General features: G+C 69.0%; 22 protein-coding genes and 1 pseudogene. 13 read left to right on the top strand and 10 right to left on the bottom strand.

Annotated features, from left to right (window positions below; all coding sequences use genetic code 11):
* Positions 1 to 42: 42 nt before the first annotated feature.
* Together OR37_RS15785 and OR37_RS21705 are read left to right on the top strand one after the other, a co-directional pair.
* Positions 43 to 1,017 carry a hypothetical protein gene (locus OR37_RS15785; protein WP_004622002.1) on the top strand — a complete coding sequence of 325 codons (975 nt, stop codon included), beginning with the start codon at positions 43 to 45 and terminating at the stop codon, positions 1,015 to 1,017.
* Complete coding sequence (locus OR37_RS21705; protein WP_004622000.1) at positions 1,004 to 1,195, top strand: hypothetical protein; 192 nt, start codon at positions 1,004 to 1,006, stop codon at positions 1,193 to 1,195. The genes OR37_RS15785 and OR37_RS21705 overlap by 14 nt, the downstream gene beginning before the upstream one ends.
* On the opposite strand, the gene aroB is transcribed toward OR37_RS21705, so the two are convergent.
* A complete protein-coding gene (gene aroB, locus OR37_RS15780) occupies positions 1,192 to 2,304 on the bottom strand; it encodes a 3-dehydroquinate synthase (RefSeq protein ID WP_004621998.1) in 1,113 nt (370 codons plus the stop codon). The two genes, OR37_RS21705 and aroB, sit on opposite strands and share 4 nt — an antisense overlap.
* Before the next feature lie 10 nt (positions 2,305 to 2,314).
* A complete protein-coding gene (locus OR37_RS15775; protein WP_004621996.1) occupies positions 2,315 to 2,896 on the bottom strand; it encodes a shikimate kinase in 582 nt (193 codons plus the stop codon).
* A gap of 78 nt (positions 2,897 to 2,974) precedes the next feature.
* On the opposite strand from OR37_RS15775, the gene OR37_RS15770 reads away from it, so the two are divergent.
* Both OR37_RS15770 and OR37_RS15765 read left to right on the top strand, forming a co-directional pair.
* Entirely contained in the window at positions 2,975 to 4,441 is a 1,467-nt protein-coding gene (locus OR37_RS15770; protein WP_235046588.1) for a hypothetical protein, read from the top strand.
* On the top strand, positions 4,438 to 5,358 hold the full coding sequence (locus OR37_RS15765) for a site-specific tyrosine recombinase XerD (protein WP_004621992.1): 921 nt from the start codon (positions 4,438 to 4,440) through the stop codon (positions 5,356 to 5,358). The genes OR37_RS15770 and OR37_RS15765 overlap by 4 nt, the downstream gene beginning before the upstream one ends.
* Positions 5,359 to 5,368: 10 nt before the next feature.
* Here OR37_RS15765 and OR37_RS15760 read toward each other — a convergent pair whose 3' ends face one another.
* Positions 5,369 to 5,605, bottom strand: a complete 237-nt coding sequence (locus OR37_RS15760; protein WP_004621990.1) for a hypothetical protein — start codon at positions 5,603 to 5,605, stop codon at positions 5,369 to 5,371.
* Between the two features lie 158 nt (positions 5,606 to 5,763).
* Between OR37_RS15760 and OR37_RS15755 the strand changes: the two genes are divergently transcribed.
* A complete protein-coding gene (locus tag OR37_RS15755) occupies positions 5,764 to 5,985 on the top strand; it encodes an alkylphosphonate utilization protein (RefSeq protein WP_004621989.1) in 222 nt (73 codons plus the stop codon).
* A 65-nt stretch (positions 5,986 to 6,050) separates the two neighbouring features.
* Entirely contained in the window at positions 6,051 to 6,725 is a 675-nt protein-coding gene (locus OR37_RS15750) for a hypothetical protein (protein WP_004621984.1), read from the top strand.
* 2 nt (positions 6,726 to 6,727) lie between these two features.
* Here the strand turns inward: OR37_RS15750 and OR37_RS15745 are convergent, their stop codons facing one another.
* Complete coding sequence (locus OR37_RS15745; protein ID WP_004621982.1) at positions 6,728 to 7,213, bottom strand: VOC family protein; 486 nt, start codon at positions 7,211 to 7,213, stop codon at positions 6,728 to 6,730.
* A 217-nt stretch (positions 7,214 to 7,430) separates the two neighbouring features.
* Between OR37_RS15745 and OR37_RS15740 the strand changes: the two genes are divergently transcribed.
* Entirely contained in the window at positions 7,431 to 8,432 is a 1,002-nt protein-coding gene (locus tag OR37_RS15740) for an aldo/keto reductase (RefSeq protein ID WP_004621980.1), read from the top strand.
* A gap of 150 nt (positions 8,433 to 8,582) precedes the next feature.
* Positions 8,583 to 9,641 carry an HpcH/HpaI aldolase/citrate lyase family protein gene (locus OR37_RS15735; protein WP_081612967.1) on the top strand — a complete coding sequence of 353 codons (1,059 nt, stop codon included), beginning with the start codon at positions 8,583 to 8,585 and terminating at the stop codon, positions 9,639 to 9,641.
* Between the two features lie 139 nt (positions 9,642 to 9,780).
* On the opposite strand, the gene OR37_RS15730 is transcribed toward OR37_RS15735, so the two are convergent.
* The 3 genes from OR37_RS15730 to OR37_RS15720 all read right to left on the bottom strand — a co-directional run bounded on the left by OR37_RS15730 (position 9,781) and on the right by OR37_RS15720 (position 11,951).
* Positions 9,781 to 10,206, bottom strand: coding sequence for an OsmC family protein (locus OR37_RS15730; RefSeq protein ID WP_004621977.1), 426 nt, complete (start codon positions 10,204 to 10,206; stop codon positions 9,781 to 9,783).
* A 41-nt stretch (positions 10,207 to 10,247) separates the two neighbouring features.
* Complete coding sequence (locus OR37_RS15725) at positions 10,248 to 11,531, bottom strand: cytochrome P450 (protein ID WP_419144118.1); 1,284 nt, start codon at positions 11,529 to 11,531, stop codon at positions 10,248 to 10,250.
* A 219-nt stretch (positions 11,532 to 11,750) separates the two neighbouring features.
* A complete protein-coding gene (locus OR37_RS15720) occupies positions 11,751 to 11,951 on the bottom strand; it encodes a hypothetical protein (RefSeq protein WP_004621972.1) in 201 nt (66 codons plus the stop codon).
* Between the two features lie 286 nt (positions 11,952 to 12,237).
* On the opposite strand from OR37_RS15720, the gene OR37_RS15715 reads away from it, so the two are divergent.
* The 3 genes from OR37_RS15715 to OR37_RS15705 all read left to right on the top strand — a co-directional run bounded on the left by OR37_RS15715 (position 12,238) and on the right by OR37_RS15705 (position 14,677).
* Complete coding sequence (locus OR37_RS15715; RefSeq protein WP_004621971.1) at positions 12,238 to 13,200, top strand: acetyl-CoA carboxylase carboxyltransferase subunit alpha; 963 nt, start codon at positions 12,238 to 12,240, stop codon at positions 13,198 to 13,200.
* Positions 13,201 to 13,237: 37 nt separating this feature from the next.
* Positions 13,238 to 13,633, top strand: coding sequence for a lysozyme inhibitor LprI family protein (locus OR37_RS15710; protein WP_004621969.1), 396 nt, complete (start codon positions 13,238 to 13,240; stop codon positions 13,631 to 13,633).
* Between the two features lie 66 nt (positions 13,634 to 13,699).
* Positions 13,700 to 14,677 carry an NAD(P)H-dependent flavin oxidoreductase gene (locus OR37_RS15705; protein ID WP_004621967.1) on the top strand — a complete coding sequence of 326 codons (978 nt, stop codon included), beginning with the start codon at positions 13,700 to 13,702 and terminating at the stop codon, positions 14,675 to 14,677.
* A gap of 20 nt (positions 14,678 to 14,697) precedes the next feature.
* Here OR37_RS15705 and OR37_RS15700 read toward each other — a convergent pair whose 3' ends face one another.
* Complete coding sequence (locus tag OR37_RS15700; RefSeq protein WP_004621965.1) at positions 14,698 to 15,117, bottom strand: helix-turn-helix domain-containing protein; 420 nt, start codon at positions 15,115 to 15,117, stop codon at positions 14,698 to 14,700.
* An 81-nt stretch (positions 15,118 to 15,198) separates the two neighbouring features.
* Between OR37_RS15700 and OR37_RS15695 the strand changes: the two genes are divergently transcribed.
* Entirely contained in the window at positions 15,199 to 15,417 is a 219-nt protein-coding gene (locus OR37_RS15695; RefSeq protein ID WP_004621963.1) for a helix-turn-helix domain-containing protein, read from the top strand.
* Between the two features lie 26 nt (positions 15,418 to 15,443).
* Here OR37_RS15695 and OR37_RS15690 read toward each other — a convergent pair whose 3' ends face one another.
* On the bottom strand, positions 15,444 to 15,680 hold the full coding sequence (locus OR37_RS15690) for a helix-turn-helix domain-containing protein (RefSeq protein WP_165570623.1): 237 nt from the start codon (positions 15,678 to 15,680) through the stop codon (positions 15,444 to 15,446).
* A 96-nt stretch (positions 15,681 to 15,776) separates the two neighbouring features.
* Between OR37_RS15690 and OR37_RS22435 the strand changes: the two are divergent.
* A pseudogene (locus OR37_RS22435) lies at positions 15,777 to 15,849 on the top strand (hypothetical protein); the annotation flags it as partial.
* 10 nt (positions 15,850 to 15,859) lie between these two features.
* On the opposite strand, the gene OR37_RS15685 reads toward OR37_RS22435, so the two are convergent.
* On the bottom strand, positions 15,860 to 16,243 hold the full coding sequence (locus OR37_RS15685) for a hypothetical protein (RefSeq protein WP_004621960.1): 384 nt from the start codon (positions 16,241 to 16,243) through the stop codon (positions 15,860 to 15,862).
* Positions 16,244 to 16,326: the final 83 nt, after the last annotated feature.

Here is a 16,326-nt window from a genome sequence, read left to right as displayed (position 1 = left end):
CTATCTAAGCGCCGCTTTAGTTGAGATCGCTTGGGGCATGTGATGAATTCGGAACTCAAGACGCGTTTGCAGAGGCATACGAGCGAATTTCTCGAAAAGGCTCGGAAGCTTCGGCTGGGGCTTCAACTCACGACGGTGATCGCGCCGGTCGTGGTCGGGTTTTCAAAGGCCTTACCGCAAGGTGTTCCCGGCAGCGCTTGGGCGGCGGTTCTTGTTACCCTCCAGATTGTCTTCCTGGTCCTGGGCGCGCTCGCCGGCGCGCTTGTGCTGATGACGGATAAGTCTGCGTTGGCTGTCATGGCCGACGCCCAGTCAGCTGTCGAGGCCGCGGAAGTCAACAAAAACGCCCTGGCCGTTAGCCAACGTGAAATTCAGCAGCTCGAGGCGGAACTGACGAAGGCTTCCGTGCTCAGCTTGACCATCGATAGCATGAGGGTGGCGGTCGACGTGGCGCTCCTGCCGTCGGCCAAAGCGCCGATCGAGGACCAGATTCGTGACATGCTCGACCTGCTGGCCGCGTCGAAGGCGACGCTGTTCGGGATGGGCGACGAACTTTGGAACTTCTCGGTCTATCTCTGGCGCGAAGAAAGGCAGCAGCTAGAATGCGTCGCGTGCCGAAGACCAACCCGGTCGGACGAGGACGCACCCCATAGGACCTGGAGGCGGGGCGAGGGGCATATCGGCCAAGCCTTTCAAATGAGGCGCGCGCTGATCTGCGCTGACAGCACGGACCTCAATGTTCGCGGCTTTTTTGACGCGCCAGAGCACAAGCGCACCGCCTACGATGATACGTTGCGCTATCGCTCTCTCGCGGCGATCCCATTTTCCCTGCCAGGCCAGGACGTGCCTCTGGGGGTCGTGGTTGCGACAAGCGACATCGCCGGGCGTTTCAAGCCCGAAGAAGGCGGGGACCATGAAGCTGTTCGCCCTATAAGAGCGTTGGGTAAGACCCTTGCAACTCTTCTCGCCGTATCTACACTCAGACGCGACATGGAGCGCGACAATGGTGAAGGCTGACAGTCCCGAGGCGCTGTATGTACAGGATGCGCCTGAGGCCAAGTTGATCGAATTGGCTCTAGGACTCTACCAAGGTCGCGGCGGCGCCGGAGAACTGGCTCGGGCGATCGCCGAGCAAGCGAACGCGACGGCAAAACGGAGAGCCAACGCGGCCAAACATCGAGCGTTCGCCGCCTAAACCGCCCCTTCCTCCACCAAGAACGCTCGCAGCGCGTCGCGGTCCACGTCCTTGGCCACGAAGGCGTCGCCAATGCCGCGCGCCAGGACGAAGGTCAGCTTGCCGCCCTCGGCCTTCTTGTCCTGGCCGCAGTGGGCGATCAGGGCGTCGGCGTTGAAAGGCACCTGCCGCACGTCGGCCAGGGTCGTCGGCAGGCCGGCGGCCTTGATCGCCGCCTCGGCGCGGACGGCGTCCTGGCTGGGGCACAGGCCCTGGCTCGCCGAGAAGCGGAAGGCCTGGGCCATGCCCACGCCCACGGCCTCGCCGTGCTTGAGCAGGTCGCCGAACCCGACCTCGGTCTCGATCGCGTGGCCGAAGGTGTGGCCAAGGTTCAGGAGCGCGCGGCGGCCGGCCTCCTTCTCGTCCTCGGCGACGATCTGCGCCTTCATCTCCACCGAGCGGCCGACCGCGCGGACCAGGGCGTCGACCTCGCCGGCCAGCACCTTGGCGACGTTGGTCTCCAGCCACTCGAAGAAGGAAAAGTCGCCCAAGAGGCCGTACTTGATGATCTCGGCGTAGCCGCAGGCCAGTTCGCGGGCGGGCAGGGTGGCCAGCACGTCGAGGTCGGCCAGGACGAGGCGCGGTTGGTGGAAGGCGCCGATCAGGTTCTTGCCGCGCGGGGTGTCGATGGCGGTCTTGCCGCCGACCGAGCTGTCGACCTGGGCCAGCAGGGTGGTCGGGACCTGCACGAAGTCGATGCCGCGCTTGTAGATCGCCGCCGCGAAGCCGGCCAGGTCGCCGACGACCCCGCCGCCGAAGGCCACGATCTGGTCGCCGCGCTCCAGCCCCAGGGCCAGCAGGCGGTCGGAAAGCTCGGCCAGGTGCTCGAAGCTCTTGGTCTCCTCGCCCGGCGGCAGGGTGATGACGTCGACCAAGATTCCGGCCTTCTCCAGCGAGACGGCCAGCCGCTCGCCGTGATGCTCGCCGACATGGGCGTCTGTGACGACGGCGACCCGCTTGCGCTTGCTCAGCACCGGCGCGATCCGCGCGCCGGCCTGGTCGATCAGGCCAGGACCGATGACGACGTCGTAGGCGCGATCGCCCAGGCCCACGGAAACGGTGCGGATCATGGCGAGACTCCTAGGAGGGCGCGACAGGCGGCCGGGCGCGCAGGGCGGCCAGGATGGCCTCGACGGCCACCATGTGCGGCGTGTCGCCGGTCTGGACGTGCACCTGGGCCTCGGCATAGGCGGGGTTGCGGGCCTTGGCCAGCTCGGTCAGCACCTGGACGGGATCCTTGCCCTTGACCAGCGGCCGGTTGTCCTTGCGCGAAACGCGGCGGGCCAGAAGGTCGATATCGGCCTTCAGCCAGACCGAGACGGCCTTCTGGTTGATCAGGGCCCGGGTCTCGGGATTGACGAAGGCGCCGCCGCCGGTGGCCAGCACGTGCGGCGGCTCGTCCAGCAGGCGGCTGATCACCCGGCGCTCACCGTCGCGGAACGCGCTCTCGCCCAGCTCGGCGAAGATGGCCGGGATCGAGCGGCCGGCGGCGGCCTCGACCTCGTTGTCGGCGTCGCGGAACGGCAGGTCCAGCACCCCGGCCAGGCGGCGTCCGACGCTGGACTTGCCCACCCCCATCAGCCCGACCAGGACGATGGTCTTCTCGCGCAGCGGCGCGAGGTCTCCGTGAAGGTCGGGGGCGGGTTCGGGATGTTCGGTCATGATGCGGTCGCGGGTTTACACGAGGCTTGGGCAAACCGCCAAGTTTGCGAGATCCGCGTCATGCGTCATAACCGGTCCATGATCCTTTCCAAGCGTTCCTCCAGCGCCGCGGCGCTGCTCGCCCTGGTTCTGACTCCGGCCGTCTCGGCGGCGCAGGAGGAGGTCAAGGTCAAGACCCTGGCGCCGCCGGACTATTTCTCCAGCCCCGCGGCGCGGACCGGGATCGGCGGCGATCTGTGGAAGGATACGGCGCCGGACATCATGCGCGACGTCGTCCCCAAGCTGGCCGGGTCCAAGCCGCTGTCGCCCGCCTTCGCCAGCCTGGCGCGGCGCCTGCTGTCGACCGGCGCCAACGGACCGGCCGGCGTCGGCGACAACGCCGACATGGGCGCGCAGCGAGCCCTGGCCCTGATCGCCCTGGGCGAGGCCAAGGGCGCCAACGCCATTCTAGACCGTACTACGGGCGCGGCCGGCAGCGGCGCGCTGTCGATGGCCATCGCCGAGGCGGCGCTGATCGCCGGCGACGACGACAAGGCTTGCCAAGCTGAACAGGCCCTCACGGTGGATCGCGGCGCCGCCTACTGGCTGCGCCTGCGGACCTTCTGCCAGCTGAAGGCCGGCCAGAACGACGCCGCCCAGCTGACCTTCCAGCTGGCCCAGGCCCAGACCAAGGACGCCGACTATGCGCGCCTGATGAACGCGGCGATGAACGGCGCCGCGCCGGGGACGGCGTCGCTGAAGAACGGCGTCGACTACGCCCTGTCGCGTCGGCTGAATCTCGACATCCAGTCGGCCAGCGCCATCGCCTCGGCCTCGCCGGCGCTGAAGCCGCTGATCAAGCCGATGGGCGGCGACCTGGCCGGGGTCTCGCCGGGCGCGGACCTGACCGCCACGGAGGCCGCCGACATCGCCTTCCTGCGCCAGGCCAAGACCCTGGACGGCTTCGTCGAGGCGGCCCAGGCCTCGGCCGGTTCGATCGCCGCCCTGGCCCAGGCCGGCGGGCCGCTGCGGGAACCGGTGCTGCTGGCCCGCGCGGCCATCGCGTCCGGGGACGTCGCCACGGCCCAGACCATTCGCGGCCGTTTGACGGCGGACAAGACGCCGGGGGCGACGACGACCGACCTGGCCATTCTCGACGCCCTGATCGCCGCCGCCTCGGGCAAGGTCGACAACCAGGTGCTGGGCAATCTGATCGCGCGCGGCGCGACCGGCGGCGCCAAGTCGCCGGCCCAGCCCGCCGCGGTGCTGCTGGCCAGCCTGGGCGGCGCGATGGACCCGGACGCCCGCGCCCAGTTCGCCAATTTCGAGCTCCCCAAGCCCGTCGCCTCGCCGGCGCGCGCGGTGTTGCTGGACGCCGCCGGGGCCGCCAAGCGCAAGGGCGAGGCGGGCCTGCTGGCCCTGTCGATCGCGCTGGAGACCGGTCCCACGGGGCCGCAGCCGGTCGACCGCGCCCGCATCGCCCAGGGCCTGGTTCACGCCGGCCTGGTCGTCGACGCCCGCGCCATCGTCGTCGAGGGTCTTCTGGGCTTGGCCTACGCCAAATGAGCGGGAAGGGGGCCGGCTGGGTCGACGCCTTCCTGGAAATGATGGCCGTCGAGCGGGCGGCCGCGCGCAACACCCTGACCGCCTATGGCAAGGACCTGGACGACGCCCGCGCCTTCCTGGCCGGCCGGGGCCGCGATCTGGACGACGCCGACGCGCAAGCCGTCGAGGCCTATTTCCAGGACCTGGGCGCGCGGGGCCTGTCGCCGGCCACCGCCGCCCGCCGCCGCTCGGCCGTCCGGCAGTTCTATCGCTTCGTGCTGGGCGAGGGCTGGCGGGCCGACGATCCCTCGCGCCGCGTCGCCGCGCCCAAGGCGGGACGCCCGCTGCCCAAGGTGCTGGAGCGCGACGAGATCGAGCGCCTGCTGGCGGCCGCGACGAAGAAGGACGGCGCGCAGGGCCTGCGCCTGTCGTGCATGATCGAGCTGATCTACGCCTCGGGCCTGCGAATCTCCGAGCTCCTGGCCCTGCCGCTGTCGGCCCTGGCGCGGGACCCGGCCTATCTGATCGTCAAGGGCAAGGGCGGCAAGGAGCGGCTGGCGCCCCTGAACGACGCCGCCCGCGCGGCGGTGAAGGCCTATCTGGCCCAGCGTCCGGCCTTCCTGCCCAAGGGCGCGAAGGACAGCCCCTGGCTCTTCCCGTCGCGCGGCGCCACCGGCCGCCTGACCGCCCGCCGCGTCGGGCAACTGCTGGAGGACGCCGCCATCGCCGCCGGGATCGACCGTGAAAAGGTCAGCCCGCACGTGCTGCGCCACGCCTTCGCCACCCACCTGCTGGAGGGCGGCGCGGACCTGCGCGTGATCCAGACCCTGCTCGGCCACGCCGACATCGCCACGACCCAGATCTACACCCATGTGGCCGGCGAGCACCTGGCGCACGTTGTGCAGACCAAGCACCCGTTGGGACGGAAGAAGACGTAGATTGGGATTGCTACTTGCGTGGCAGGGTCAACGAGCCGGAGCCCGCCGCCGCACCAACGACCAGCGCCGGAAGGACGCGTGATGTGAACACGAAAGCGCCCAGAAGGGCCTTCGCTATCGGGCTGATCGCGAACGGGGTCCAAGCGTCCGTGAGAAGTTGGCCGCCGAGGCTGAGCAAAATGCTCGCCGCGAAGAACGTGAGCCACTGGCGGCCGGTCAGGGCGCGAAGCCGCTGTTTCAGGCTCATGAGAGGCTCCATAGGACGAGCAAAACCTATCGCTATGCGTTCGGCATGTAAATCAGCGCGGATCGCCGAGCATTGACGTGGCCCGGGAAATCCGTAGGAAAGCCCGCACAAAATATACGGGTTTGCTTCGCGCCGCCCGACCTAGCAGGGACCCCCCTATGTCCGAAGAAACCCGCGACTCCAACGGAACCCTCCTGGCCGACGGCGACACCGTCACCCTGATCAAGGATCTCAAGGTCAAGGGCTCGGGCGGCGTGACGCTCAAGCGCGGCACGGTGGTCAAGAAGATCCGCCTGACTGGCGATCCCGACGAGATCGAGGCCAATGTCGACAAGGTGCGGGGCCTCGTCCTGCGCACCGAGTTCGTCAAGAAGGCCTAGCTTAACCTTCCTCGCATAACGTCGGCCGCCGAGAGGGCCAGAACGGCCGACGGAGCGCGAAGCGCATGGTTTCGACAAGTCTGGTCGCCGGACTGATCACGCTGGCCCAGGGGCGCGTGAGCGCCGGCGCGACGGCGAAGGTCGCCAAGGGCGCGGAAAAGGCCAAGGCCGACAGCGCCCTCGACCAGGTCAAAGCGCAGGCCAGGGCCGACCGCAAGACCCGGATCGGCGACGCCAAGGACCAGGCCCGCGCGCGCGTTCAGCGGCTGATCGAGCAGATGAAGCTGCTCAAGAAGCTCTACGCCGACGACCCCAAGAAGATGGCCAAGGCCCTGGCCGAGGCCGCCAAGGAGTTGCAGGGCGCGGTCAAGGACTATGCCGCCGCGGCCAAGGACAGCGGCGAAATGTTCGCCGACGACTTCAAGTCCCTGCCCGACGCGGCCGCCAACCCCGACGCCGCCGCGTCGGCCCGCAAGACTCTTGAGGACGAGGCCAAGGCCGAGGCCGCCGGCGACATGGACTTCATCAAGCTGGTCCGGGGTCTCGGCGCCGATCTGAAGGATCTTCTCCTGACGGCGCGCACCAAGGCGGCGCTGACCATGAAGGAAAAGTTCGAGGAGACCGATGACTACAAGGACGCCGAAAAGGGCCTGAAGGACCTGGGCAAGAGCGTCGACGACCTTGATCAGCAGGTGCGCTCGGACATGCCGCCCGGCAGCCTGATGACGCTGGCCGCGTAAAGCTATCCGGCGTCGTGGGCTTGCTGAAGCTTGGCGACGTCGATCTTCACCATGCCCATCATCGCCTGGAACACGCGGGCGGCGGCGGCCTTGTCGGGGCCGGTGGTCATCTCGATCAGCTGCCGGGGCGTGACCTGCCAGCAAAGGCCATAGCGGTCCTTCAGCCAGCCGCAGGCGATCTCCTGACCGCCGTCCGCCGTGAGCGCGTTCCAGTAGCGATCGACCTCGTCCTGGCCGTCGCAATCGACCGTCAGCGAGATGGCGTCGGTGAAGGGATGGCCCGGCCCGCCGTTCATGGCGACATAGGGCAGGCCGTCCAGTTCGAACGTCACGGTCATCACGTCGCCGGCCTTGGCGCCGGTGTGGGGCAGGTCGGTCGGCAGGCCATTGACGCTGACGATCCGCGAATTGGGGAAGATCGCGACGTAGAACCGCGCGGCCTCCTCGGCTTCCTTGTCGAACCAAAGGAACGGGCTGATCTTGGACATGGGTTTCCTCCGTTGTCGTGATCCTAGAACGATCGGGGGCCGTCGGTTCCGACAGGGCGTCGAAGAAAAACGTCTGCGCCGCGATTGACGGCCACGACGGGAAGATTGCCTGATCCTCTAGATCGGCGAATGAAGCCCTGGGGCCGGGGACGACTCGATCCTATCTCGCGACCGCCGGCGAAGGAGCCGCCGGTCCAGCCTGACGAAGGAGCATCCCATGAAGACGCGTAAACTCGGCGACGGTCTCGAGGTCTCGGCCATCGGCCTCGGCTGCATGGGCATGGGCCAGGTCTATGGCACGGCGCTGGAGACGGCCGACGCCCACAAGCTGCTGGCCCGCGCCGTCGAGCTGGGCGTGACCTTCTTCGACACCGCCGAGGTCTATGGACCCTTCACCAACGAGGTGCTGGTCGGCGAAGGCCTGAAGCCCTTCCGCGACAAGGTGGTGATCGCCACCAAGTTCGGCTTCGACATCGCGCCGGAAGGGACGGGCGAGGGCTTCACGCGGATGCGCGGCGTCAACAGCCGGCCCGAGCATATCCGCGCCGTGGCCGAGGCGTCGCTGAAGCGCCTGGGCGTCGAGGTGATCGACCTCTTCTACCAGCACCGCGTCGATCCGAACGTGCCGATCGAGGACGTGGCGGGAGCCGTCAAGGACCTGATCGCCGAGGGCAAGGTCAAGCACTTCGGCCTCTCCGAGGCCGGCGCCGCGACGATCCGCAAGGCGCACGCCGTCCAGCCGGTCGCCGCCCTGCAGAGCGAATATTCGCTGTGGTTCCGCGAGCTGGAGGCCGAGATCCTGCCGACCCTGCGCGAGCTGGGGATCGGCCTCGTGCCCTACAGCCCGCTGGGCCGCGGCTTCCTGACCGGCGCCGTCAAGGCCGAGACCCTGGGCGAGGGCGACTTCCGCAAGGGCCTGCCGCGCTTCCAGGGCGAGGCCCTGACCAAGAACCTCTCGCTCGTGGACGCGCTGACGGCGATCGCCGGCGAAAAGGGCATTACCCCGGCCCAGCTGGCGCTGGCCTGGATCTTGCGCCAGGGCGAGGACATCGCCCCGATCCCCGGCACGACCAAGATCGGCCGGCTGGAGGAGAACCTCGGCGCGGTCGACGTGACCCTCACCGCCGAGGACCTGTCCCGCATCGCCGCCGCCGTGCCGGAAACGGCGGTCGAGGGCGAGCGCTACACCAAGGCCGGCCTGGCGATGGTCGGGCGATAGAAGACGAGTTCCTCCCCCGCATCGCGGGGGAGGTGGCCCGGAGGGCCGGAGGGGGCAGCTGGGCTTGGGCGGCGCTGGCTTGACGCCCTTGCCGCGCCGCCGCATGGTCTTTCGCAATTGCGAAATGATCCCTCGAAGGGACAGCGGGGAGTGACCGGCATGAAGACGCCGCGCGGCTTTTTCAAACCTCTGGCGATCGGCGCCCCGACGCCGTACCGCGAGCTGCCCGCCCGCGTGGAACGGATGATCCATTTCGTGCCGCCGCACCTGGACAAGGTGCGCGCCAAGCTTCCCGAGATCGCCCCGACCGTCGATGTCATCCTCGCCAATCTGGAAGACGCCATTCCGGCCGACGCCAAGGGCGCGGCCCTGGCGGGCCTGGTGGCCATGTCGCGTGAGATCGACTTCAAGGCCCTGGGCGTGGGCTTCTGGTCGCGGATCAACTGCCTCAATTCGCCCTGGCACCTGGATGAGATCAGCACGATCGTCGAGAAGGCCGGCGATAAGATCGACGTGATCATGGTCCCCAAGGTCGAGGGGCCGTGGGACATCTTCTACATGGACCAGCTCCTGGCCTCGCTGGAGGCCAAGCACGGCGTCACCCGGCCAATTCTGCTGCACGCGATCCTGGAGACCGCCGAGGGCGTGATGAACGTCGAGGCGATCGCCGCCGCCAGTCCCCGGATGCAGGGGATCAGCCTCGGGCCGGCGGACCTGGCCGCCAGTCGGGCGATGAAGACGACCCGCGTCGGCGGCGGTCATCCGGGCTATCGGGTGATCGAGGATCCCCACGCGGACGGCGCGCCCCGCGTCAGCGTCCAGCAGGACTTGTGGCACTACACCTTCGCCAAGATGGTCGACGCCTGCGCCGCGCACGGCATCAAGCCGTTCTACGGTCCGTTCGGGGCGATCGACGATCCCGTCGCCTGCGAGCAGCAGTTCCGCAACGCCTTCCTGATGGGCTGCGCCGGCGCCTGGAGCCTGCACCCCAGCCAAATCGAGATCGCCAAAAAGGTCTTCAGTCCCGACCCCGCCGAGGTCGCCTTCGCCAAGAAGATCCTCGAGGCCATGCCCGACGGCACGGGCGTGGCCATGATCGACGGCAAGATGCAGGACGACGCCACCTGGAAACAGGCCAAGGTCATGGTCGACTGCGCGCGCCAGATCGCCGCGAAGGACGCCGAGTATAGGGCGCTGTACGGGTTTTAGCGCGGCGCTGGCCCCCTCCACCGGCTTCGCCGGTCCCCCTCCCCCAAGAGGGGGAGGAGAGAGCGCTGATCTCCTCCGCCCCCTCTTGGGGGCGGACAGACCTCGCGACGCGAGGTCAGGTGGGGGTTAGCGCCGAGCTTCAGTTCCCCGCCACCGTCGTCACCACGCGCGCGCCGTTGGTCAGCAGCTGGTGGATCGGGCACTTCTCGGCGATCTCGAACAGGCGCTCCAGCTGTTCGTCGGTCAGGTCGCCCTCGATGCTGATCACGCGCTCGAAGCGCTCGTGCGGCGTCTGGTCCTTGTCGAAGTGCGAGAAGACCTCGACGTGCATATGGCTGACCGTCCAGCCCTTGCGGTTGGCGTAGAGGCGCAGGGTCATGGTCGTGCAGGCGGCCAGGCCGGCGGCGACCAGTTCGTGAGGATCGGGGCCGAGGTCGAGCCCGCCTTGCGCCACCGAGATGTCGGCGACGATGGTCGAGGGGCCGGCCGTGACGAAGGTCTGCAGGCCGCCGCTGCCCGTGTCGGTGGCGGTGGCGAACGGGCGGGTGGGGACGGCGTCGGTCATGGCGTTTCCTCGAAAAGGGAGCGCCCTTCCTACCACCCCGTTCAGGGCCGCGCTTGCACGATCGGCGTCAGGATAAAGTCCGGTTCGTGGTCTGGGCCGAGCGTGATCGAGGCGACCGGGATCACGGGCCGCTCGCTGGCCAGCCCGATCTCGACCCTTGCCAGCAGGTTCGCCAGGATGATCTGCGCCTCGGCCAGGGCGAAGCCCGCGCCGATGCAGACGCGCGGCCCGGCGCCGAACGGCAGGAAGGCCTCGACGGCCCACGGATGCGGCTGGTCCAGGAAGCGCTCGGGGTGGAACGCGGTCGGCGCGTCCCACAGCTTGCGATGCCGGTGGATCAGCCACGGGCTGATGGTGACCATGCAGCCGGGAACGACCGCGAAGCCGCCGATCTCGTCGGCCTCCAGGGCCGTCCGCGCGATCAGAGGGACCGACGGATAGAGTCTCAGCGTCTCGAACAGAACCGAGCGCATCAGCGGCCAGGCCTTCAGGTCGTCGAGGCTGGCGACCCGCTCTGGCGGGAACGCCCGGACCTCGGCGCGCAGGCGGTTCTGCGTCGCCGGGTCTTGGGCCAGCAGCAGCGCGGTCCAGAACAGCAGGCGCGAGGTGGTCTCGAAACCGGCCGCCAGCATCGAGCCGCACTGGTCGCGAATTTCTCGATCGGATGGCGGCGCGTCGTCCTCGTCCCGCGTCGCCAGCAGCCGGTCCAGCAGGTCGCGGACCTCGGGATGGGGCGCCGCGCGCCGCGCCGCGATCAGGGCGTCCACGGCGTCCAGCCACTGGCCGCCGATCCGCCGACGCTCGCCGTCCAGGAAGGTCAGGTCGTCGGCGCCCTTGCTGACGTAGTCCATCAGGTTGAAGTGGGCCGGCCCCTCCATGTAGCGGCGGGCCAGTTTGGCCAGCACCGCGCCCTCGGCGTCGGCGCGGCGGGAGAAAAGGGCGCGCAACACCGCGTCCAGCGCGGCCTGATGGAACGCTTCGGCCAGATTGACCCGGGAGCGGCCATCGAGCGCTTCCGCCAGACCCGCGCCGGCGTCCTGGAAATGGGGCAGCAGGCCGCCGATCGCGGCGGGCGTGAAGACCGGGGCCAGGCTCTTGCGCTGCCGTTTCCAAGTCGCGCCCTCGGCCAGCAGCAGGCCTTCGCCGACCAGGGGGCGCAGCGGGCGGTTGGCTTTGACGGGGCGGACATAGTTGGGCGAGGTCAGCACCCGGCGCGCGCTGGCCGGGTCGCTGACGACCAGGCCCGGCTGGCCCAGGAAGGTGTAAGGGGTGAACAGGTCTTCGAAATCCGCCTCGCAATAGGCGCCGACCAGGTTCCGGCTCATTTCACGCGCGATGCGCAGCTCACCGAGCAGGGAGCCGCCAAAGGGGCGGGGATGAACCTTCGGCGCGGGCGGGATCAGCGGGGCGGGAGGGCTAGGGGCGTCTAGGATCGACACGTCCATGGCGCGGCCTTCCGGAAGCGGGGCGCGGAAGGAGGCCCCATCCGGAAGCGCAACCTAGCCTTGCTCGCCGACCGACGCAATAATTCATCGCATGTTGAATTAAGCCGCCGCCTGGTGCTGGCCGAAGACGTCGAACACGCGCTTGGCCCCGCGCCAGACTTCCACGAAGTCACAGCGGTGGTGCATGTCGAGAAGTTCGAAAGCTCTCGCGCGGGCGGCCGAGTCATCGGCGCAGGGCGTGACGTCGAAACGAGGAACCGAGCCGTCGGACTCGACACAGAAAAAGGTAAACACCTGCATGGGAACTGTGCGCTCTCATCAGGCGGGGCCGCGCACGTTCGATGGCGGGGGCCGCAGGGCGCGGATCGTCTTCCGCGATCCGCTACAAAACACCGTAGGACTCTTTGTCGCGATTCACCAGCGGAGAGAGTCTCGATTCGAGACTCACCTGTGAACCACATCGGAGAGCCTGTGGATAAAACCCGGCGGATCGATGGCGGTTCCTCGCCGGAATCTCGCCTCTTTCCCTCGGCGGATTCCGCCACTAGGTTCGCACCCTTTCCTTCAAGGCGACGTTTAAGAGTCCATGGCCGCCCATTATCTCGATTTCGAACGCCCGATCGCTGATCTGGAAAGCAAGATCGAAGAGTTGAGCAAGCTCTCCGAGACGGCTGGACCGGGCGCGTTTGACCTCGAGATCCAGGCGCTGCGCGACCGCGCCCAGGCCCTTCGCAAGGAGGCCTACGCCAACCTCGACGCCTGGCAGAAGACCATGGTCGCCCGCCATCCCGAGCGGCCGCACCTGCGCGATTATGTCGCGGGCCTGATCGACGAGTTCGTCGAGCTGCGCGGCGACCGCAAGTTCGCCGACGACCAGGCCATCGTCGGCGGCCTCGGCCGCTTCCGCGGTCAGCCGGTCGTGGTCATGGGCCACGAGAAGGGCCACGACACCACCACGCGCCTGAAGCACAATTTCGGCATGGCCCGCCCGGAAGGCTACCGCAAGGCCGTCCGCCTGATGGACATGGCCGAGCGCTTCTCCCTTCCCGTCATCACCTTCGTCGACACCGCCGGCGCCTATCCGGGCCTGGGCGCCGAGGAGCGCGGCCAGGCCGAGGCCATCGCCCGCTCGACCGAGCGCTGCCTGACCTTGGGCACGCCGATGGTCGCCACGATCGTGGGCGAGGGCGGCTCGGGCGGGGCCATCGCCCTGGCCGGCGCCAACCGCGTGCTGATCCTGGAACACTCGATCTATTCGGTGATCTCGCCGGAGGGCGCGGCCTCGATCCTGTGGCGCGACGGCGCCCGGGCCAAGGACGCGGCGACCCAGATGCGCATCACCGCCCAGGACCTGATCAAGCTGGGCATCGTCGACCGCATCGTCGACGAGCCGGCCGGCGGCGCCCACTCCAACACCGAGGTCGCCATCCGGGCGGTGGGCGACGCGGTGGAAGAAGAGCTGAAGGCCATGGCCCACATGAGCGCCGAGCAGCTGCGCAAGCAACGCGCGGACCGCTTCTACGCGATCGGCCGCGCGGGGCTGCAGTAGTCGTCTTTCGGTCGGGGGACCTTTAGAGGAGCCTTCGATGCGTCTTGTTCTGCTTATCCTGCCGGTTGCCCTGCTGGCGGGGTCCGTCCACGCGGCGGAGACAAAGCCCTCGCCGGCCTATGAGCACTGTATGGCCTCGCCCGGCGGGACCAGCACGGTGGGCATGGTCGCCTGCATCAACATGGAGCTGAAAGCGCAGGACGCCCGGTTGAACCGCGCCTACCAAGGAGCCCTGAAGCGGCTGAGCCTGCCGCGCCAGAAGGCGGCCCTGCAAAAGGCTCAACGGGCCTGGATCGCCTTCCGCGACGCCGACTGCGCCAGCCAGGAAGACTCCGAATGGAGCACGCTGAGGCAGATTTCGGCTAACAACTGTGTGCTGGACCACACGATCCAGCGCGCCGATGACCTGGAGAAGTTTCGTCAGGCCCAATGAGGCTCTTGCCTGACCTAAGGGTCGCTTCCTCATAGTCCCTGGACAAGAAGAGGGAGATCCGTCGCCATGGCCATCAAGACCCGTTTCACCGAGCTGTTCGGCGTCGAGCACCCGATCGCCCAGGGCGGCATGCAGTGGGTCGGCAAGGCCGAGCTGGTCAGCGCCGTGGCCAACGCCGGCGCGCTAGGCTTCCTGACCGCCCTGACCCAGCCGACGCCCGAGGCGCTCTCGAAGGAGATCGCCCGCTGCCGCGAGATGACCGACAAGCCGTTCGGCGTGAACCTGACCATCCTGCCGGCCATGACCCCGCCGCCCTATGCCGAGTACCGCGCGGCGATCATCGAGAGCGGGATCAAGATCGTCGAGACCGCCGGCTACAAGCCGCAGGAGCATGTCGACCACTTCAAGGCCAACGGCGTGAAGGTGATCCACAAGTGCACCGCCGTCCGTCACGCCCTGTCGGCCGAGCGGATGGGCGTCGACGCCATCTCGATCGACGGCTTCGAGTGCGCCGGCCATCCGGGCGAGGACGACATTCCCGGCCTGATCCTGATCCCGGCCGCCGCCGACAAGGTGAAGATCCCGATGATCGCCTCGGGCGGCTTTGGCGACGCGCGCGGCCTGGTCGCGGCCCTGGCCCTGGGCGCCGACGGCGTCAACATGGGCACCCGCTTCTGCGCCACCAAGGAAGCGCCGATCCACGAGAACTTCAAGCAGGCCATGGTCGCCAATGACGAGCGCGCCACCGACCTGATCTTCCGCACCCTGCACAACACCGCCCGCGTGGCTCGCAACGCCATCAGCCAGCAGGTGGTGGCCATCGAGCGGGCCGGCGGCGCCAAGTTCGAGGACGTCGCCGACCTGGTGAAGGGCGCGCGCGGCCGCGAGGGCCTGGAAAGCGGCGACGTCGATCACGGCGTCTGGACCGCCGGCATGGTCCAGGGCCTGATCCACGACGTGCCCAGCGTCCAGGAGCTGGTCGACCGCATCGTCGCCGAGGCCGAGACCCTGATCCGCGGCCGCCTGGCGGGGATGGTCGGATAGGGGCGCGTCGACGAAGATCCTCATCCCAGCGCGCCGATCGCGCGCGCCAGGGCGGTCAGGCGGGCGCGGACCGGGCCCGGCGGCAGGTCGAGGAAGGCCTCGGCCAGGGCCGGCCCCTCGGGCGCGGCGATCATCTCGGCCACCAGGTCGCGCCCATGGGCGCGGTCGTTGTCGGCCGGCGCGGGCAGGCCGTCGAAGAACCGCGCCACCGGCAGGTCCAGCGCCAGCGACAGGCCGTGCAGCACCGAGGCGCTGACGCGGTTGGTCCCGCGCTCGTACTTCTGCAGCTGCTGGAAGCTGATCCCCAGCTGCTCGGCCACCGCCGTCTGGCTGAGCCCCAGGGCTCGCCGTCGTCCGCGCAGCACCTGGCCGACATGGCGGTCGACCGGATGCGCGGCGATCTTCGGCTTAGGCTTCGGCGGCGTTCGTTGACGACCCATGCGTGCGAACCTCGACTTGAGCGCGAAAAATACACACCATGAGTGTGTAGATGCCGGAGCCGTCCAAGGCAAGGGTCGCGCGTGCCCGCCGACTCCGACCTGATCGCCCTGGGGCGAGAAATCCGCACCCGCCGCAAGGCGCGCAACCTCAGCCAGGAAGCCCTGGCCGAGCTGGCCGGTCTGCACCGCAACTATGTCGGCCTGCTGGAGCGCGGCGAGCGCAACCCCAGCGCCACCACCCTGTTCCAGCTGGCCCGGGCCCTGGATATCCGTCTGGCCGAGCTGGTCGGCGGTCTCTGAATCTCGTCCGCCTTGTCCGTGGCGCCTCACCCGTCGCTTCCGTCCTCCTCCGCTCGCGCCTCGTCCATCGCCGCCAGGAGCTCCGCGACCGGCCGGCCCAGCGCCCCGGCGATCCGCCGCAGCGCCAGGTAGTCGATCTCCGCCGCCCCGGCCTCGACCGCCGCCAGCGCTGCCGCCGTCATCCCCGCCCGCGCGGCCAAGGCCTCCAGCCCCAGCCCGGCGCCCTCCCGCAGCGCCCGGACCCGGCGACCCAGCTTCGACAATGGCGACGCCGTGTTCATGGAATGTTCTAGTCTTGCGCGAGTAGTGGCGTCAACTCGCGTTTCGCGGTGGGGCGACGGGAGGTGAGCGGCGCTGGCCCCCTCCACCGGCGTTCGCCGGTCCCCCTCCCCCAAGAGGGGGAGGAGAGGGGAGGGAGCGAGGCGCGGGCGGTGGCTCTGCGCTACCGCCCCGCCCACCGCAACGCCGCCTCGGCGCTGTCGTCGGGGCGGGTGTTGAAGGCGATGCGGGCGGTCGGGGCGGCGCGGTGGATGGCGTTGATGACCGCCTCGAACAGGAAGAGCCGGATCGGTGGGACGCGGACGCCGGCGCCGACCACCACCACGTCATAGGGCGCGCCGGCCAGGGCCTCGGCGACCTCGCGCTCGGCCGTCGCCGGATCGGGCTGGATGTAGAGGTTCTTGGCCGCGTAGCCCTGGGCCGCCAGGTCGGCCAGGGCGGCCTCGACCCCGGCGCGCACCTTGTCGGCGGTCATGCCGGGAGCGATCCCCGGGGCGTTGAAGTCGACGGTGTCGGGGTCCTGCCCGACGATCAGGATTTTGGCCATGGCGGCGCTCCCTCTTGGCGGCGGGGAGCTTGGCCGGTGGAACGGTGTTCCGCAAGCGGAGGGTGCGGCGCTGGCCCCCTCCA

The sequence above is a fragment of the Caulobacter vibrioides OR37 genome, assembly GCF_000372645.1.
Lineage (GTDB): Bacteria > Pseudomonadota > Alphaproteobacteria > Caulobacterales > Caulobacteraceae > Caulobacter > Caulobacter vibrioides_E.
This window is presented reverse-complemented; position numbering and strand designations above follow the sequence as displayed.

What these genes read in the sequence shown, in the direction of transcription:
- OR37_RS15720 (WP_004621972.1), bottom strand. Translation starts at nt 11,951, where the DNA reads ATGCAGGTGTTTACCTTTTTCTGTGTCGAGTCCGACGGCTCGGTTCCT.
- OR37_RS21705 (WP_004622000.1), top strand. Translation starts at nt 1,004, where the DNA reads ATGGTGAAGGCTGACAGTCCCGAGGCGCTGTATGTACAGGATGCGCCT.
- OR37_RS15775 (WP_004621996.1), bottom strand. Translation starts at nt 2,896, where the DNA reads ATGACCGAACATCCCGAACCCGCCCCCGACCTTCACGGAGACCTCGCG.
- OR37_RS15750 (WP_004621984.1), top strand. Translation starts at nt 6,051, where the DNA reads ATGGTTTCGACAAGTCTGGTCGCCGGACTGATCACGCTGGCCCAGGGG.
- OR37_RS15785 (WP_004622002.1), top strand. Translation starts at nt 43, where the DNA reads ATGAATTCGGAACTCAAGACGCGTTTGCAGAGGCATACGAGCGAATTT.
- OR37_RS15685 (WP_004621960.1), bottom strand. Translation starts at nt 16,243, where the DNA reads ATGGCCAAAATCCTGATCGTCGGGCAGGACCCCGACACCGTCGACTTC.
- OR37_RS15725 (WP_419144118.1), bottom strand. Translation starts at nt 11,531, where the DNA reads ATGAGCCGGAACCTGGTCGGCGCCTATTGCGAGGCGGATTTCGAAGAC.
- OR37_RS15755 (WP_004621989.1), top strand. Translation starts at nt 5,764, where the DNA reads ATGTCCGAAGAAACCCGCGACTCCAACGGAACCCTCCTGGCCGACGGC.
- OR37_RS15760 (WP_004621990.1), bottom strand. Translation starts at nt 5,605, where the DNA reads ATGAGCCTGAAACAGCGGCTTCGCGCCCTGACCGGCCGCCAGTGGCTC.
- aroB (WP_004621998.1), bottom strand. Translation starts at nt 2,304, where the DNA reads ATGATCCGCACCGTTTCCGTGGGCCTGGGCGATCGCGCCTACGACGTC.
- OR37_RS15710 (WP_004621969.1), top strand. Translation starts at nt 13,238, where the DNA reads ATGCGTCTTGTTCTGCTTATCCTGCCGGTTGCCCTGCTGGCGGGGTCC.
- OR37_RS15730 (WP_004621977.1), bottom strand. Translation starts at nt 10,206, where the DNA reads ATGACCGACGCCGTCCCCACCCGCCCGTTCGCCACCGCCACCGACACG.
- OR37_RS15765 (WP_004621992.1), top strand. Translation starts at nt 4,438, where the DNA reads ATGAGCGGGAAGGGGGCCGGCTGGGTCGACGCCTTCCTGGAAATGATG.
- OR37_RS15770 (WP_235046588.1), top strand. Translation starts at nt 2,975, where the DNA reads ATGATCCTTTCCAAGCGTTCCTCCAGCGCCGCGGCGCTGCTCGCCCTG.
- OR37_RS15705 (WP_004621967.1), top strand. Translation starts at nt 13,700, where the DNA reads ATGGCCATCAAGACCCGTTTCACCGAGCTGTTCGGCGTCGAGCACCCG.
- OR37_RS15700 (WP_004621965.1), bottom strand. Translation starts at nt 15,117, where the DNA reads ATGGGTCGTCAACGAACGCCGCCGAAGCCTAAGCCGAAGATCGCCGCG.
- OR37_RS15715 (WP_004621971.1), top strand. Translation starts at nt 12,238, where the DNA reads ATGGCCGCCCATTATCTCGATTTCGAACGCCCGATCGCTGATCTGGAA.
- OR37_RS15740 (WP_004621980.1), top strand. Translation starts at nt 7,431, where the DNA reads ATGAAGACGCGTAAACTCGGCGACGGTCTCGAGGTCTCGGCCATCGGC.
- OR37_RS15745 (WP_004621982.1), bottom strand. Translation starts at nt 7,213, where the DNA reads ATGTCCAAGATCAGCCCGTTCCTTTGGTTCGACAAGGAAGCCGAGGAG.